Here is a 15,763-nt window from a genome sequence, read left to right on the forward strand (position 1 = left end):
TCCTGCTTAAAGCGTGGGCTCAGGCCGCGATGATTTCGGCGATGCGCAGCACGGTGACGTGCTGACGATGGCCGTTCTTGCGGCGGCTGTTCTGCCGGCGGCGCTTCTTGAAGATGATGATCTTCGCCAGGCGGTCCTGGGCGACGACAGTCGCCGTCACGGTCGCGCCAGCGACGAGCGGGGCGCCGATCTGGGCGGCAATGCCTTCGCCACCAAGGGCCAGGACTTCGTCGAAGGTGACCGTGCTGCCTTCTTCGACTTCCAGCTTCTCGATCTTAACGATCGCGTTGGGGACAACGCGATACTGCTTTCCGCCAGTGCGGATCACTGCAAACATAGTCTCAATCTCTTTCATGCTGCGCCCTCGTTGGAGCGGCTTCTTTTTTTGAGGCCGACATAGCAGGACGAACCCACTTCCTTCGCAGGAGGCCAGCGGCTGGGGTCTATCCAGCGCCCGTTCCTATGTCAATCTGATTGCATGCGGCAGGCCCTGCATCAGGGGCGGGGCAGGGTTCTTGCTGCCCTATCGTCACCTGCGCGCAAGGTCGATTCAGGGCAATGCCGCGTCAGTCCGCAGGATGCGCTGGCCGTAGGGGATCAGCGCGAGCAGCGCCAGCACTGGCAATACCAGACCGGTCGCGCCCAGATGCACCTCCGCCAGGCCGCTCGCCAGCGCGCCGACCAGGAAGGACAGGACCGTCAGCAGCATCCGCTTGGCCTGCCGCTCCAGGATGACGCGCTCACCCTTGCCATGGCTGATGGAGGGGAAACGGCAGGCATAGGCGACCGTATCGCTTAGCACCTGCGTCAGATTGCCGGTCATCACCGTGGTCGGCGGCAGGTTGTTCAGCACCAGCCGCATGATGGTGTTTTGCAGCGCCATGGCCAGGATTACCAGGACGCCGAGGACGATGCTGGTCAGGCTGTTGCCGCCACGGGCGGGTGGCAGCGCGAAGACGCCCAGCATCGCCACGAACAGCAGGGCGGCCTCCAGCAGCAAAGCCGGCAGGAACGCGTCGCGCCCGCGCTCGGCCAGGAAGCCGATCATCCAGGCGGAGGCCATCACGCCCAGGCAGAAGACGGGCATCGAGAGCAGGAACGTCACCACGCCGGGTCGCCCATGCGACACGTAAAGGGCGAGGAAGATGAGGTTGCCGGTGATATGCGCGGGCAAAAGCCCCGAAAGCCGAGAGAAGCCGAAGACGTCGATGAAGCCTGCGACGAAGCCGAGGCCGAGGATGAAGGCAGTATGATCGAACTTGCGCACAGGCTCGGCCTCGGCTTTCTCGTTCGAAAAAGCGTCAGCCCTCGGTTTTCACGACCTTGATGCCGGCATAGGCCTGGACCACGGGCATGATCTCGATGGCATTGACGTTGAAATGCTCGGGCAGGCTGATGATCCAGCGCACGGTCTCGGCCACGTCTTCCGAGGTCAGCGGCGTCGTATTGGCATAGACATTGGCGGCCTTGCCGTCGTCACCCGCGAAGCGGACGTTGGAGAATTCGGTGCCGCCCACCAGACCGGGCTCGATATTCGTGGCGCGGACCTTGGTGCCCAGCAGGTCGGTGCGCAGGTTGAGCGTGAACTGGCGCACGAAGGCCTTGGTCGCGCCGTAGACATTGCCGCCGAAATAAGGCCAGGACCCGGCGATGGAGCCGATATTGACGACATGGCCGCGATTGCGCGTCACCATGCCCGGCAGCACGGCACGGGTGACGTAGGTCAGACCCTTGATATTGGTGTCGATCATGCGCTCCCAGTTTTCCATATCGGCCTCCTGGGCGGGTTCCAGACCCAGCGCGAGACCGGCATTGTTCACCAGCACATCGATCTCCGCCCAATCCGCGGGCAGGTCAGCGATGGCCTTTTCGACGGCCGCGCGGTCGGTGACGTCGAAGACGAGCGGCAGAACGCGGTCGGTGCCGAGTTCCTGGGCGAGCTCGTTCAGCCTGTCCGCGCGACGGCCGGTCGCGATGATCTTGTGGCCGAGCGGGGCTAGCAGCCGCGCGATGGACGCGCCGAAACCGGCCGAGGCCCCCGTGATAAGAACGATCATCTTGCTTTCCTTCAAACCTGCGAGTGTCGGGTTCTGCCACCTCGGGCAACGCGGGAAAAGCCGGAAACGCCCGGCAAATCCAAGCCTGACGCAGATGGTGACCTCACATTGCCGGGGGCCGTGGTTGAGGCGGGCGGGCGGGTCGCCAACCTTCAAGGGCAAGGATGCCAAGGAAGGACAAGAAAATGGCGATGTCGAACAAGAAGATCGCGGCTCTGGTGACCGATGGGTTCGAGCAGGTGGAACTGACCGGGCCGCTGGAAGCGCTGCGTCAGGCGGGGGCGCAGGTCACCATCGTGTCGCCCAAAGCCGGGCCGATTCAGGGCATGAATCACGATCAGAAGGGCGACGCGTTCACGCCTGACCGCCAGTTGTCAGCAACGAGGCCCGAGGAATTCGATGCCCTGCTGCTGCCGGGTGGCGTCGCCAATCCCGACGCCCTGCGCATGGACCGCGCTGCCTTGGCCTTCGTCGGTCATTTCGCGCGCAGCGGAAAGCCCATTGCGGCGATCTGTCATGCGCCATGGACGCTGATCGAAGCCGGTGCCGTGAAGGGCCGCAGGCTGACCTCCTGGCCGTCGCTTCGCACCGATCTGACGAATGCCGGGGCGACCTGGCTGGACCAGGCGGTGGTTCAGGACGGCGCGTTGATCACCGCGCGCAAGCCCGATGATATTCCGGCCTTTTCCGATGCGTTCATCGGCCTGTTGAAGGCATGCTCAGGGCCCGAGAGACGCGTCGCATAACATAAGGCCGGCGGCAGTCGGCTGGTGCTGATGAAGGCCAGGGGGCATGATCCTCGGGCTTTCGCTTGTCTGAGGGAATGACATGAGCTTTCCGTCCGAATTGCTGACACCTGATGAGATGGCGGCGGTCGATCGCGCTGCACCCAGGCTCGGCGTTGCGGGTGTAACGCTGATGGAGAATGCCGGGCGGGCGGTGGCGCGGGCCATCATTCGACGCGTCGCGCCCTGCCGCACCCTCGTGCTCTGCGGTCCCGGCAATAATGGCGGTAACGGCTATGTCATCGCCCGGCATCTGGCGCAGGAAGGCTGGCCCGTCACTGTCGCGGCTTTGGCGGAACCGAATCCGGGCACGGATGCGGCGGTGATGGCGGCGCAGTGGCGCGGGCCGAGGACCGAATTCACCGAACAGGCCGCCGGCCGCGCCGATCTGGTCATCGATGCAATCTTCGGCGCCGGTCTTAGCCGCGACATAGAAGAGTCTGTTTCTAAAGTATTATCATCGGCCAAGCGGATCGTCGCCGTGGATGTGCCGAGTGGATTGGACGGCGCCACCGGCCAGCCGAAAGGGCGCGTGGCGCCAGCCGATTTCACGGTCACCTTCTTCCGCCTCAAGCCCGGCCATCTGCTTCTGCCGGGCCGGGAATTATGTGGAGAGATCGTGCTCGCCGATATCGGCATGCCTGCCGGCGTTCTGCTCACAGATCAGGTGAAGACTTTCGCCAATGGTCCTGATCTTTGGGACATTCCCCCGCTTGCCATGGCTGGGCAGAAATATACGCGCGGCATGCTGACGGTCCTTGCGGGCAGTGAGATGGCGGGTGCCGCGCGGATGGCGTCCCTCGGCGCCAGACGGGCAGGGGCCGGGCTGCTGACGATCGTCGTCGCCGGCAACGGCGATGTGTTGCGCGCGACCGAGCCGGGCTTGATCGTGACGGAAAGCCCGGTCGATGAATTGCTGCAGGATCAACGTCGTAAGACATGGATTTGCGGTCCTGGGTTAGGAATCGACCGCGCGCGGGCGACACTGCCCCAGCTTATCGCGGCGGGTCGGCAGATCGTGGCGGATGCCGATGCCCTTGGTGCCTGCGCGGGCGCGCCGGAAAAGCTGCGCGGTGTCACCATCATCACCCCGCATGGCGGGGAGTTCGCGAAACTCTTTGGTCCCGTTGGACAGGATAAGCTGGCGGCGGTCCGCGCGGCGGCGCGTCGGATCGACGCGGTCGTGGTGCTGAAGGGCGCCGATACCGTCATCGCGGCGCCGGACGGGCGGGCCGCCATCAATCACAACGCCCCGCCCTCGCTCGCGACCGCCGGGTCGGGCGATGTGCTGGCCGGCATCATCGCTGGGCTGCTGACCCAGGGCATGGCGCCGTGGAGCGCGGCCGCCGCCGGCGTCTGGCTGCATGGGGAGGCTGCCAACCTGGCTGACCCCGACAGCGGCGGCGCCGGATTGATCGCGGAGGATCTGGCCGACGGCCTGCGCCGCGCCCTTGCTGCATTGCAGCGCCGCTAACGGCCCAATTTTCAATCAAGCTCTGTTACGCCCACGCTTGTGGGGGTGGCACTTCTCCTGTAAAGCGCCGCCCCTACGGCCATCGGCCTGCGGGCGTGGTGAAATTGGTAGACACGCCAGATTTAGGTTCTGGTGACGCAAGTCGTGGGGGTTCAAGTCCCTCCGCCCGCACCATTCTTGCCGCGTTCGGGCTTCGGCCTTGCGGTCTCTCTCCGCCCGCCGATCCGTTCGCCTTCACGGATTAACCCTAACGCCTTTTCGTTCGACCGGAGCCCAGTCTTTCAAATGCAGATCAACCAAACCCAGTCCGACGGGCTGAAGCAGGCTTTCACCGTCACGCTGCCCTTCGCTGAGCTCGACCAGAAGCGACAGGCGCGGCTGGTTGAACTGGGCCGCACCATGCGCCTCCCCGGTTTCCGTCCGGGCAAAGTGCCCATGAGCCTGCTGCAGAAGCGCTACGGCTCCGCCGTGATGGCCGAAGTGACCGACGAATCGGTGAACGAGGCGACCCGCCAGCTGCTCTCCGAGCGCGGCATCCGCCCGGCCATGCAGCCGAAGGTGGACCTCGTCTCCGCCGGCGAAGACAAGGACCTGGAATTCACGCTCGAACTCGAAGTCCTGCCCGAGATTTCGGTGCCGAACCTGGGTGAGATCACGCTGACCCGTCTGAAGGCCGAGCCGACCGACGATGCCGTGACTCAGGGCCTCGACAATCTGCTGAAGAGCCGCCGCAAGGAAATCGACGTCACCGAGGACCGTGCGGCCGTTGCCGGCGACGCGGTCGTGGTGGATTTCCTGGGCCGCATCGACGGCGTCGCCTTCGAAGGCGGCAGCGCGAGCGATGTGTCGGTCGAGATCGGTGGCACGGGCTTCATTCCGGGCTTCGCCGAGCAGCTGGACGGCATCAAGGCCGGTGAAAACCGCACCATCAAGGTGACCTTCCCGGCCGAATACGGTGCGGCCGAACTGGCCGGCAAGGATGCCGAATTCGACATCACCGCCAAGGGCCTGAAGACCTTCGAGACCGCTACCGCCGATGACGCGCTGGCGACCGAACTGGGCTTCGAGGATCTGGAAGACCTCAAGAAGTTCATTCGGGACCGTCTGCAGCGCGAGCTCGACTCGGAAGCCCGCCAGAATCTGAAGCGCCAGCTGCTCGACGCGCTCGCCGAACGCATCAGCTTCGACGTGCCGCCGACCCTCTCTGCCAGCGAATTCAAGCAGATCTGGGATCGCCTGGAGGAGGAGCGCAAGGCCGGCCGTCTGGACGAAGCCGACAAGGACAAGGACGAGGACACGCTGCGGACCGAGTATCAGGCGATCGCCGATCGTCGCGTCCGCCTCGGTCTGCTGCTCGCCGAAATCGGCCAGAAGAACGGCATCACCGTCACCAATGACGAGCTGAACCGGGCGATTTTCCAGCACAGCATGATGTATGGCGCCCGCCAGAAGGAAGCGCTCGACATGTTCCGCAAAAACCCGCAGGCGGCGGAATTCCTGCGCGGCCCGATCTTCGAAGAGAAGGTCGTGGACTATGTGCTCGAACTCGCGAAGGTCGAGGACAAGGCGGTTTCCCAGGAAGAGCTGACGGCTGCTGCGTCCGAGGAATAATCGTCCCCTCTTTTAATTTTCGATCTGCGGCCTCACATTGCCTTGAGGCCGCAGGTCGCCTCTGGCTGAAAGCCCGTCGCCATTATGGGACGGCAAACGCCAGGGTCGGTTCTAGGCCGAGAGCTCTTGCGACACGGACAGGTTCATGAGGAAATGTCCCCCTATCGCATCGTGACGCTGCGGGCTGATGCCCGCGCGGGGAAAGGACTGAGCATGCAAGACCGGGACCCCTTAACCGTCTATAACAACACGCTGGTTCCGATCGTCGTCGAGCAGACGTCTCGCGGTGAGCGTTCCTACGACATCTATTCGCGCCTGTTGAAAGAGCGAATCATCTTCATGACCGGTCAGGTCTTCGATGAGATGAGTTCGCTGATCTGCGCCCAGCTGCTGTTCCTGGAGAGCGAGAATCCGACCAAGGATATCGCCTTCTACATCAATAGCCCCGGCGGCGTGGTGACGTCGGGCCTCGCGATTTATGACACCATGCAATACATCCGCTGCCCGGTCAGCACCGTATGCATTGGGCAGGCCGCGTCGATGGGCAGCCTGCTGCTGACGGCAGGTGCGGCCGGCAAGCGCTTCGCGCTGCCGAATGCCCGGATCATGGTGCATCAGCCCTCCGGCGGTGCGCAGGGTCAGGCGACGGATATCCAGATCCAGGCGCAGGAAATCCTCCGGATTCGCCAGCGCCTGAATGAGATCTACGTCAAGCATACGGGCCAATCGCTCGACACCATCGAAAAGAAGCTGGAGCGTGACAGCTTCATGTCGGCGGTCGAGGCGAAGGAATTCGGTCTGATCGACGAGGTCGTGGATAGCCGCCCGGCCATGGGTGATGAGACGAAGACGAGCTGACACCAAGACCGGTCTTCCCGCCGCGCAACGCAGCACGGCGGGATGGCCTGAAACTTGGATAGCTTTGTCCGCGAATACCTAATCGGCGACGAGCCTGGGCGCAGGCATCCCCTGATTTGCGCCCCGGCGATAAGGTCTTTGATGTGAAGGCGGGCCCGGCTGTCGGGGCGATCGGGCCACCACCTTGTTTTTTAAAGCTTCCGGGGCGTAGTCTGACAGACTGACGCCTGGGCCGACCCGGGAGAGGAGCCTGCCATGAGCAAGACCAGCGACTCTAAGAACACCCTGTACTGCTCGTTCTGCGGCAAGTCCCAGCACGAAGTGCGCAAGCTTATCGCAGGACCGACGGTCTTCATCTGCGACGAATGCGTTGAACTCTGCATGGATATCATCCGTGAGGAGAACAAGACGCATCTTGTGAAGTCGCGTGATGGCGTGCCCACACCGCGCGAAATTTGCAAGGTGCTGGACGATTATGTCATCGGCCAGACACATGCGAAGAAGGTGCTGAGCGTCGCGGTTCACAATCATTACAAGCGTTTGGCCCACGGTCAGAAGCACAATGATGTGGAGATCGCGAAGTCCAACATCATGCTGATCGGGCCGACCGGCTCGGGCAAGACGCTGCTCGCGCAGACCCTGGCCCGCATGCTGGACGTGCCCTTCACCATGGCCGACGCGACGACGCTGACGGAAGCCGGCTATGTCGGTGAGGATGTCGAGAACATCATCCTGAAGCTGTTGCAGGCGGCTGACTACAACGTGGAACGCGCGCAGCGCGGCATCGTCTATATCGATGAGGTCGATAAGATCAGCCGCAAGTCGGACAATCCCTCGATCACCCGCGACGTGAGCGGTGAGGGCGTGCAGCAGGCCTTGCTGAAGATCATGGAAGGCACGGTCGCCTCCGTGCCGCCGCAGGGCGGCCGCAAGCATCCGCAGCAGGAATTCCTGCAGGTCGACACCACCAATATCCTGTTCATCTGCGGCGGCGCCTTCGCGGGCCTCGACAAGATCATCGGCGCCCGTGGCAAAGGGTCCGGCATCGGTTTCGGGGCTTCGGTGAAGGACCCGGACGAGCGCCGTACCGGCGAGCTGCTGCGGGAGGTTGAGCCCGAGGATCTGCTGCGCTTCGGCCTGATCCCGGAATTCATCGGCCGTCTGCCTGTGCTCGCGACCCTGGAAGACCTGGACGAAGGCGCGCTGATCGAAATCCTGACCAAGCCGAAGAACGCTCTGGTCAAGCAGTATGGCCGTCTGTTCGAAATGGAAGGCGTCAAGCTGAACTTCACGGACGAGGCTTTGAAGGCGGTGGCGGGCCGGGCCATCAAGCGCAAGACCGGCGCGCGCGGCCTGCGCTCCATCATGGAGCAGATCCTGCTGAGCACGATGTACGAGCTTCCCGGCCTGAGCAATGTCGAGGAAGTCGTCATCAACGGCGAAGTCGCCGAAAGCCGGGCCGAGCCCTTGTTCACCTACGGCAAGGAACGGGCTGAAGAGAGTGCCTGATTCGGGTGCCGCTGACGGGCCCGAAGATGAAGAGAGACTGTCCTTGAAAGGAGGTCATCGTGAGTGAGAATGAAGTGAAGGAAGAGCAGAGGCCTGTTGAAGGCCGCATGCCTGTCCTACCGCTGCGGGACATCGTGGTGTTTCCGCATATGATCGTGCCGCTCTTCGTGGGACGCGAGAAATCCGTCCGCGCGCTGGAGGCGGTCGCCAAGGAAGGCAAGCAGATCCTCCTCGTCGCGCAGAAAAACGCGGCGCAGGATGATCCGACGGCAGACGATATCTATCGCGTCGGCACGGTCTCCACGATCCTGCAGCTGCTGAAACTGCCGGACGGCACCGTGAAGGTGCTGGTCGAAGGCTCCAGCCGCGCGACCGTGACGCGCTTCACCGAGGTCGATAATTTCTTCGAGGCCGAGGTCGAGCCCTTGGCGGAGGAATTGGGCGACCCGAAGGAGCTGGAAGCGCTCGGCCGCACGGTCGTCGGCCAGTTCGAGCAGTATATCAAGCTCAACAAGAAGATCGCCCAGGAAGTCCTGGTCTCGCTGAACCAGATCGACGACTCGGGCAAGCTGGCCGATACGGTCGCCAGCCACCTCACGCTCAAGATCGCCGAGAAGCAGGAACTGCTGGAAACCCGCGTCGTCGGCGACCGGCTGGAACGGCTCTTCGCCCATATGGAGAATGAGATCGGCGTTCTGCAGGTGGAAAAGCGCATCCGTAACCGCGTGAAGCGGCAGATGGAGAAGACCCAGCGCGAATACTATCTGAACGAGCAGCTCAAGGCGATCCAGAAGGAACTCGGCGAGGGCGAGGACGGCAAGGACGAGACGGCGGAGATCGAAGAGAAGATCCGCACGACCAAACTGTCCAAGGAAGCCCGCGAAAAGGCTCTGGGCGAGCTGAAGAAGCTCCGCACGATGAGCCCGATGAGCGCGGAAGCGACCGTCGTGCGCAATTACCTGGATTGGATTCTGTCCATCCCCTGGAAGAAGCGCAGCAAGATAAAGTCTGACCTCGATGGTGCGGAAAAGGTGCTCAATGACGAGCACTACGCCATGGAGAAGATCAAGGAACGCATCCTGGAATATCTGGCGGTGCAGGTCCGCAGCCAGAAGCTGAAGGGTCCGATCCTTTGCCTCGTTGGGCCGCCGGGTGTGGGTAAGACCTCGCTCGCCAAATCGATCGCGCATGCCACGGGCCGTAACTTCGTCCGCATGTCGCTGGGCGGCGTGCGGGACGAGGCGGAAGTGCGCGGCCATCGCCGGACCTATATCGGCTCGATGCCGGGCAAGGTCATCCAGGGCATGAAGAAGGCCAAGACCTCCAACCCGCTGTTCCTGCTCGACGAGATCGACAAGCTGGGCGCCGACTGGCGCGGTGACCCGAGTTCGGCTCTGCTGGAAGTGCTGGACCCGGAGCAGAATGCCACCTTCGCGGATCATTACCTGGAGGTCGATTACGACCTGTCGGACGTGATGTTCGTGACGACGGCGAATAGCCTGCGCATGCCGCAGCCGCTGCTGGACCGCATGGAGATCATCCGCATCCCCGGTTACACCGAGGATGAGAAGATCGAGATCGCCAAGCGTCATCTCGTGCCGAAACAGGGTCAGGCCCATAACCTGAAGAAGGATGAGTGGTCGGTCGCCGATGAGGCGCTGCGCGATCTGGTCCGCTACTACACGCGGGAAGCCGGCGTCCGCAGTCTGGAGCGTGAGATCGCCAATCTCGCCCGCAAGGCGGTGAAGGAGATCGTCACCGGCAAAGCCACCAAGGTCGATTTCACGGCGGAAAATCTTGAGACCTATGCCGGCGTGAAGAAGTTCCATTACGGCGAGGCCGAGTCGGAAGACATGGTCGGTGTCGTGACGGGCCTGGCCTGGACGGAAGTCGGCGGCGAGATCCTGACCATCGAAAGTGTGCTGCTGCCCGGCAAGGGTGGCGTGAAGCAGACCGGCAAGCTCGGCGACGTGATGCAGGAGAGTGTGGCGGCCGCCATCAGCTACGTGCGCAGCCGGTCCATCACCTTCGGCATCAAGCCGACGCTGTTCGAGAAGCGGGACATCCATGTCCATGTGCCGGAAGGCGCGACACCGAAGGATGGTCCGTCCGCCGGTATCGCGATGGCGACCTCCATCGTCAGCGTGCTGACGGGCATTCCGGTGCGGCGCGATGTCGCCATGACGGGCGAGATCACGCTGCGCGGCCGAGTCCTGCCGATCGGCGGATTGAAGGAAAAACTGCTCGCGGCGCTGCGTGCCGGGATCACGACGGTCTTCATTCCGAAGGAAAACGAGAAGGACCTGGCGGAAATTCCCGATAATGTGAAGAAGGGCATCAAGATCATACCCGTTTCACATGTGGACGATGTGATCAGCCAGGCGCTGGCAAGAAAGCCGGAGCCTATCGAATGGTCCGAGCCTGATGAGGACGCGATTCCCGCGAAATCGGAAGCGTCCGCGAAGGCGCCGCTTCTGCCCCATTAATCGGCTGGTTTTCTACAGAAACGTGACTGAAAAAGGCGGCGGGTGACTATCCGCCGCCTTTTTCCTGCCCTATGGCATCTTTAGGCACAAAACATGGCTTGCCAGCTTGTGCTGCAAGCCCAAGACGCTTCCGGCTTGTGCCGATGTCGGTACGAACCGTTGGTTGGTAGCCCGCAGACACCCGGACCCAGATGCCCGGGGATTCCACGTCGTGGGTTTGATTTTTTGAGAACAGGGAGTTCGAGCGTGAACAAAAATGATTTGATCGCGGCGGTTGCGGAAGCGACCGATCTCTCCCGCGCTAAGGCCGGTGAGGTTGTGGACGCGGTTTTCGCCAAGATCACGGAAGGGCTGAAGTCCTCTGAAGTGCGTCTGGTCGGTTTCGGCAACTTCGTGACCGCCCATCGCAAGGCCGGCACGGGTCGCAATCCCCGCACCGGTGAGGAGATCGCCATTCCGGCTTCTACCTCCGTGCGCTTCAAGCCCGGCAAGGCTCTGAAGGACTCGCTGAACTAATCAGGCGCTTCACCCCGCCTTTGCGCCCTTGTGCCAAGGGTTGCTCTGACGGGGCGGTTTGACGTCAAGCTTAAGCCGCCGGGTGGTGGAGTGATCCCCGCCGGCGGCCTGGTTTGGGATCGAAGTCCGGTCTTGATTGGCCGGGCACAGAGATCCCGGACGATAAGGCAAAGCCCGATGCGTCCAGCGCACTTGTGCTGCATGCATCGGGACGCTACCCGGTCTCCCATTCCTTGATTGCTTGATCGGATGGCCTTGCCGCCGATCTTTGCTTGGTTCGACTAGCGGGCGGTTAGCTCAGCGGTAGAGCGTCTCGTTTACACCGAGAGGGCCGGCGGTTCGAATCCGTCACCGCCCACCAGTCCTTATCCAGTCCTTTTCCATCTGCATGTTTACTGTCCACAGCGCGCGCGGTCTTTCGCGTTGGCTTTGATCGCGGAGACAGGGCCGGAAAAGCCCGTTTCAGGCGGGCCGGGCAGGGGCCGACACGGCATCCACGCGAATCACGGAATATGCGTCAACTTGATGTCAACGCCCAAAGGCAGGATGGCGGCTATCTCCGCCAGCTGAGCAGAACGGCGTTTTTCCGGGGTTTGCGCGCTTGACGCTGTCAGGCCAGCGGGTTAATTCCCCTCCCGTCGCTGCGGGTGTAGCTCAGTTGGTTAGAGCGCCGGCCTGTCACGCCGGAGGTCGCGGGTTCGAGCCCCGTCACTCGCGCCAGTGGCGACAATCTTCCCCTTCATAAATCAATCTGTCATCATCGAAAAAGCCAAGGGTCCCCCTGGCTTTTCGGTGCGTTTGGTGCATGTTTTGCCATGCCTTGCGGCTGGGTGTGCCATGATTACAAGTCTTTCATGACAGTGGCTTAAGAGGGGTGGCGCGGCGCGGGCGGAGGGATTAGGGTCCCGTTCGCAAATGCGGCAAAGCGCTGCATAAGTGCTCTGCCTATTCTGGCTTTCGACCGAGGAGATGAAGGTGCAACCTCTGCTTTCGCAGTACTGGCCCATTCTGATCTTTGGAGCGATCGCCGCGGTGATCGCCGGTGCCATGATGGCAGGGGCGATGCTTGCCGCCCGCCAGAAGCCTTATGCCGAAAAACTGTCTGCCTACGAATGCGGTTTCGAGCCGTTTGACGATGCGCGCCGCCGTTTCGACGTGCGCTTCTACCTCGTCTGCCTTCTCTTCATTATCTTCGACCTGGAAGTGGCCTTCCTCTTTCCCTGGGCCGTCAGCCTCTCGCATATCGGCATCATGGGTTTCCTGACCATGCTCGCCTTCCTGGCCGAGCTTGGGGTCGGCTATGTCTACGCATGGCGCAAGGGCGCCCTGGATTGGGAGTGACAGCGATGAGCGGTTCAATGTCCGGCGATACCGGAACCGAGCTCGTCTGGAACGGGCGTGAGCTGCCGCCGGGGCCGGATCAGGACGCGGTGATGAAGGCCATTACCGGTGAGATCACCGGCAAGGGCTTCGTCGTCGGCAATCTGGACAGGATCGTCAATTGGGCGCGCACCGGCAGCCTTTGGCCGATGACCTTCGGCCTGGCCTGCTGCGCGGTCGAGATGATCCACGCCTATATGCCGCGCTACGATCTTGACCGTATGGGCGTCATCCCGCGCGCCTCTCCCCGCCAGAGCGACGTCATGATCGTCGCCGGCACGCTGACCAATAAAATGGCCCCGGCGCTGCGCAAGCTCTACGACCAGATGGCCGAGCCTCGCTACGTCATCTCCATGGGTAGCTGCGCCAATGGCGGCGGCTATTACCACTACTCCTACTCGGTGGTGCGCGGTTGCGACCGCATCGTGCCGGTGGACGTCTATGTCCCGGGCTGCCCGCCGACGGCCGAAGCCCTCGTCTACGGGATCATGCAATTGCAGAAGAAGATCCGCCGCACGGGGACCATCCTCCGTGGCTGATACCCCTGAGACCGCACCGACCGAGGATCAGGTCCCTGTCGTTCTGACGCCGACCGAGGCGCTGTGCGCGGCTGTCGGCGGTCTGCAGCGCGTTCTCTCGGCCAAGATCGCCGTGGGGGAGATCGTCATCCGCACCGATCTCGCCTCGCTGCTTGAGCTGATGACGGTGCTGAAGGACGATCCGCGCTTCGCTTTCGAGCAGGTGATGGATATCTGCGGCGTCGATTGGCCGCAGAACGCCGAGCGGTTCGAGGTCGTCTACAATCTGCTCTCCGTCTCGCTGAACCATCGCCTCCGCGTCATCGTGACGACGGACGGCGTGACCCCGGTTCCCTCCGTCTCCCATATCTGGGCGGTCGCGACCTGGTGGGAGCGTGAGGCCTGGGACCTGTTCGGCATTCCCTTCTCGGGCCAAAGCGATCTGCGCCGCATCCTCACCGATTACGGCTTCGTCGGGCATCCGATGCGGAAAGACTTTCCGCTCACCGGCTATGTCGAGGTCCGCTACGACGAGGAGCGCAAGCAGGTCGTCTATGAGCCGGTTAAGCTGGTTCAGGATTTCCGCCGCTTCGATTTCATCTCGCCCTGGGAAGGCATGACGACGCTTCCCGGTGACGAGAAAGCCCATCGGGAGGGCTGAGACATGAGCGAAACCGCCACCGTGTCGGAACACACGATCGTCAATCCTGAGACCCGCGTCATCGAGATCGACAGCCACGCGCTGAATTTCGGTCCCCAGCATCCGGCCGCCCATGGCGTGCTGCGCCTGATCCTGGAAATGGACGGCGAGGTCGTGGACCGCGCCGATCCGCATGTCGGGCTGCTGCATCGCGGCACCGAAAAGCTGATGGAATATCGGACCTATATCCAGAATATTCCTTATTTCGACCGGCTCGATTATGTCAGCCCGATGGCACAAGAACAGTGCTATGTGATGGCGATCGAGAAGCTGCTGGGCATCGAAGCGCCGGAGCGCGCCGAGTGGATCCGCACGCTGTTCGCGGAAGTCACCCGCATCCTCAACCATCTGCTCAATGTCACCTCCTTCGCGCTCGATGTCGGCGCGACGACGCCGAGCCTTTGGGGCTATGAGGTGCGCGAGCAACTGATGGAATTCCATGAAGCCGCGTCCGGCGCGCGCATGCATGCGAATTACATCCGTCCGGGTGGCGTCAATCGCGATCTGCCGGCGGGTCTGGAAGACCGGATGCTGGCCTGGTGCGATACCTTCCCGGGCTTTCTGGACGATATGGAAGGCCTGCTGACCGGCAATCGCATCTGGAAGCAGCGCACCGTCGATATCGGCATCGTCACGGCCGAGGAAGCCTTGAACTGGGGTTTCAGCGGTCCCAACCTGCGCGCCTCCGGCGTGCCGTGGGATCTGCGGCGCTCGCAGCCCTATTCCAAATACAGCGAAGTCGATTTCGATATTCCCGTCGCGCGCAACGGCGATTGCTATGATCGTTACCTGGTGCGCGTGCAGGAAATGCGCGAGAGCCTGAAGATCATCCGCCAGTGCCTGACCAAGATGAAGCCCGGTCCGGTGCGCGTTTTGGACAATAAGTTCACGCCGCCTAATCGGGGTGAGATGAAGCGGTCGATGGAAGCGCTGATCCATCACTTCAAGCTCTTCACCGAAGGCTTCCATGTGCCGGCGGGCGCGACCTATACGGCCATCGAAGCGCCCAAGGGCGAATTCGCGGTCTACCTGGTCGCGGACGGTACCAATAAGCCCTATCGCTGCAAGATCCGGCCCACGGGCTTTGCCCATCTGCAGGCCATGGACAAGATGGCCAAGGGCCACATGCTGGCCGACGCGGTCTCCATCATCGGGTCCATCGACCTCGTCTTCGGCGAAATCGACAGGTAATCATGAGCTCTTCCCACGTTGCCGAGGTCGCGGAGCCGGCAAGCTTCGCTTTCGATGCCGCAAGCCTCGCCGAGATCGAGACGATCCTGAAGCGCTATCCGCCCGAGCGGAAGGCGAGCGCTGTCATTTTTCTGCTGTACGAAGTGCAGAAGCAGATGGCGCGTCACACCAATAGCGGCTGGGTGCCGCAGGTGGCGATGGATGTGGTCGCCGAGGTGCTGGATATGGCGCCGATCCGTGTCTACGAAGTCGCGACCTTCTACACGATGTTCAACCTCAAGCCGGTCGGCCGCTATCACCTGCAGGTCTGCACGACGACGCCCTGCTGGCTGCGTGGGTCGGACGATGTCGTGGCTGCCTGCTTCAAGAAAACCGGCCTGTCGCATTTCGGCGAAGTCAGCGCCGACGGCCTCTTCAGCATGGCCGAGGTCGAATGCCTCGGCGCCTGCGTCAATGCGCCGATGATGCAGGTCAATAACGAATCCTATTACGAGGATCTCGACGGTCCGCGCACGGAAGCGCTGCTCGATGCCTTCCGTCGCGGCGAACCGCCGGCGGCGGGCCCGACCATCGATCGTCTGGGGTCGCAGGCCGAAGGCGGCCCGACGACCTTGACCCATGCCGGTGAATTCTGGTCGCCGGAGAAATATGCCGTGGTGAAGCGCGAGCGGGCGGAAG

The 15,763-nt window shown here is 62.6% G+C and carries 14 protein-coding genes, 3 tRNA genes and 1 pseudogene; 15 read left to right on the plus strand and 3 right to left on the minus strand.

All coding sequences use genetic code 11. The features are described 5' to 3' along the window. Positions 1-19 precede the first annotated feature (19 nt). The 3 genes from rplU to ACELLULO517_RS16540 all read right to left on the minus strand — a co-directional run bounded on the left by rplU (position 20) and on the right by ACELLULO517_RS16540 (position 2,057). Entirely contained in the window at positions 20-337 is a 318-nt protein-coding gene (gene rplU / locus ACELLULO517_RS16530) for a 50S ribosomal protein L21 (protein ID WP_227308511.1), read from the minus strand. 213 nt (positions 338-550) lie between these two features. After that, a complete protein-coding gene (locus ACELLULO517_RS16535; RefSeq protein ID WP_227308512.1) occupies positions 551-1,267 on the minus strand; it encodes a YoaK family protein in 717 nt (238 codons plus the stop codon). Between the two features lie 34 nt (positions 1,268-1,301). Then, entirely contained in the window at positions 1,302-2,057 is a 756-nt protein-coding gene (locus ACELLULO517_RS16540; protein WP_227308513.1) for an SDR family oxidoreductase, read from the minus strand. 185 nt (positions 2,058-2,242) lie between these two features. Between ACELLULO517_RS16540 and ACELLULO517_RS16545 the strand changes: the two genes are divergently transcribed. The 15 genes and pseudogenes from ACELLULO517_RS16545 to ACELLULO517_RS16615 form a co-directional block, all read left to right on the plus strand. Further along, a complete protein-coding gene (locus ACELLULO517_RS16545) occupies positions 2,243-2,803 on the plus strand; it encodes a type 1 glutamine amidotransferase domain-containing protein (RefSeq protein WP_227308514.1) in 561 nt (186 codons plus the stop codon). A gap of 82 nt (positions 2,804-2,885) precedes the next feature. Beyond that, positions 2,886-4,316: an NAD(P)H-hydrate dehydratase gene (locus tag ACELLULO517_RS16550; protein WP_227308515.1), complete on the plus strand. Its 1,431-nt coding sequence runs from the start codon at positions 2,886-2,888 to the stop codon at positions 4,314-4,316. An 89-nt stretch (positions 4,317-4,405) separates the two neighbouring features. Beyond that, positions 4,406-4,490: transfer RNA gene (locus tag ACELLULO517_RS16555), tRNA-Leu, on the plus strand. Positions 4,491-4,601: 111 nt separating this feature from the next. Next, entirely contained in the window at positions 4,602-5,927 is a 1,326-nt protein-coding gene (gene tig / locus ACELLULO517_RS16560; protein WP_227308516.1) for a trigger factor, read from the plus strand. Positions 5,928-6,140: 213 nt separating this feature from the next. Next, entirely contained in the window at positions 6,141-6,785 is a 645-nt protein-coding gene (gene clpP, locus ACELLULO517_RS16565) for an ATP-dependent Clp endopeptidase proteolytic subunit ClpP (protein ID WP_227308705.1), read from the plus strand. Between the two features lie 255 nt (positions 6,786-7,040). Further along, positions 7,041-8,294 (plus strand): ATP-dependent Clp protease ATP-binding subunit ClpX, encoded by a 1,254-nt coding sequence (gene clpX, locus ACELLULO517_RS16570; protein ID WP_227308517.1) that lies wholly within the window; start codon positions 7,041-7,043, stop codon positions 8,292-8,294. Between the two features lie 107 nt (positions 8,295-8,401). Next, a complete protein-coding gene (gene lon / locus ACELLULO517_RS16575) occupies positions 8,402-10,780 on the plus strand; it encodes an endopeptidase La (RefSeq protein ID WP_227308706.1) in 2,379 nt (792 codons plus the stop codon). A 246-nt stretch (positions 10,781-11,026) separates the two neighbouring features. Continuing rightward, entirely contained in the window at positions 11,027-11,296 is a 270-nt protein-coding gene (locus tag ACELLULO517_RS16580; RefSeq protein ID WP_227308518.1) for an HU family DNA-binding protein, read from the plus strand. A 286-nt stretch (positions 11,297-11,582) separates the two neighbouring features. Then, a tRNA-Val gene (locus ACELLULO517_RS16585) sits at positions 11,583-11,657 on the plus strand. Positions 11,658-11,939: 282 nt separating this feature from the next. Beyond that, positions 11,940-12,016 (plus strand) — tRNA-Asp (locus ACELLULO517_RS16590). A 249-nt stretch (positions 12,017-12,265) separates the two neighbouring features. Then, positions 12,266-12,637, plus strand: coding sequence for an NADH-quinone oxidoreductase subunit A (gene ndhC / locus ACELLULO517_RS16595; RefSeq protein WP_264481527.1), 372 nt, complete (start codon positions 12,266-12,268; stop codon positions 12,635-12,637). A gap of 5 nt (positions 12,638-12,642) precedes the next feature. Continuing rightward, positions 12,643-13,215 carry a NuoB/complex I 20 kDa subunit family protein gene (locus ACELLULO517_RS16600; RefSeq protein ID WP_264481528.1) on the plus strand — a complete coding sequence of 191 codons (573 nt, stop codon included), beginning with the start codon at positions 12,643-12,645 and terminating at the stop codon, positions 13,213-13,215. A 61-nt stretch (positions 13,216-13,276) separates the two neighbouring features. Further along, positions 13,277-13,855, plus strand: coding sequence for an NADH-quinone oxidoreductase subunit C (locus ACELLULO517_RS16605; protein ID WP_227308708.1), 579 nt, complete (start codon positions 13,277-13,279; stop codon positions 13,853-13,855). 3 nt (positions 13,856-13,858) lie between these two features. Then, a complete protein-coding gene (locus ACELLULO517_RS16610; RefSeq protein WP_227308520.1) occupies positions 13,859-15,085 on the plus strand; it encodes an NADH-quinone oxidoreductase subunit D in 1,227 nt (408 codons plus the stop codon). A gap of 2 nt (positions 15,086-15,087) precedes the next feature. Beyond that, a pseudogene (locus ACELLULO517_RS16615) lies at positions 15,088-15,699 on the plus strand (complex I 24 kDa subunit family protein); the annotation flags it as partial. Between the last annotated feature and the right edge of the window lie 64 nt (positions 15,700-15,763).

The sequence above is a fragment of the Acidisoma cellulosilyticum genome (assembly GCF_020621385.1).
Taxonomy (GTDB): Bacteria; Pseudomonadota; Alphaproteobacteria; order Acetobacterales; family Acetobacteraceae; genus Acidisoma; species Acidisoma cellulosilyticum.

Bases quoted from the DNA above. Each gene is read 5' to 3' on its own strand.
- clpP (WP_227308705.1), top strand. From the start codon at position 6,141: ATGCAAGACCGGGACCCCTTAACCGTCTATAACAACACGCTGGTTCCG.
- ACELLULO517_RS16545 (WP_227308514.1), top strand. From the start codon at position 2,243: ATGGCGATGTCGAACAAGAAGATCGCGGCTCTGGTGACCGATGGGTTC.
- ACELLULO517_RS16540 (WP_227308513.1), bottom strand. From the start codon at position 2,057: ATGATCGTTCTTATCACGGGGGCCTCGGCCGGTTTCGGCGCGTCCATC.
- ndhC (WP_264481527.1), top strand. From the start codon at position 12,266: ATGAAGGTGCAACCTCTGCTTTCGCAGTACTGGCCCATTCTGATCTTT.
- ACELLULO517_RS16610 (WP_227308520.1), top strand. From the start codon at position 13,859: ATGAGCGAAACCGCCACCGTGTCGGAACACACGATCGTCAATCCTGAG.
- clpX (WP_227308517.1), top strand. From the start codon at position 7,041: ATGAGCAAGACCAGCGACTCTAAGAACACCCTGTACTGCTCGTTCTGC.
- ACELLULO517_RS16550 (WP_227308515.1), top strand. From the start codon at position 2,886: ATGAGCTTTCCGTCCGAATTGCTGACACCTGATGAGATGGCGGCGGTC.
- lon (WP_227308706.1), top strand. From the start codon at position 8,402: ATGCCTGTCCTACCGCTGCGGGACATCGTGGTGTTTCCGCATATGATC.
- tig (WP_227308516.1), top strand. From the start codon at position 4,602: ATGCAGATCAACCAAACCCAGTCCGACGGGCTGAAGCAGGCTTTCACC.
- rplU (WP_227308511.1), bottom strand. From the start codon at position 337: ATGTTTGCAGTGATCCGCACTGGCGGAAAGCAGTATCGCGTTGTCCCC.
- ACELLULO517_RS16600 (WP_264481528.1), top strand. From the start codon at position 12,643: ATGAGCGGTTCAATGTCCGGCGATACCGGAACCGAGCTCGTCTGGAAC.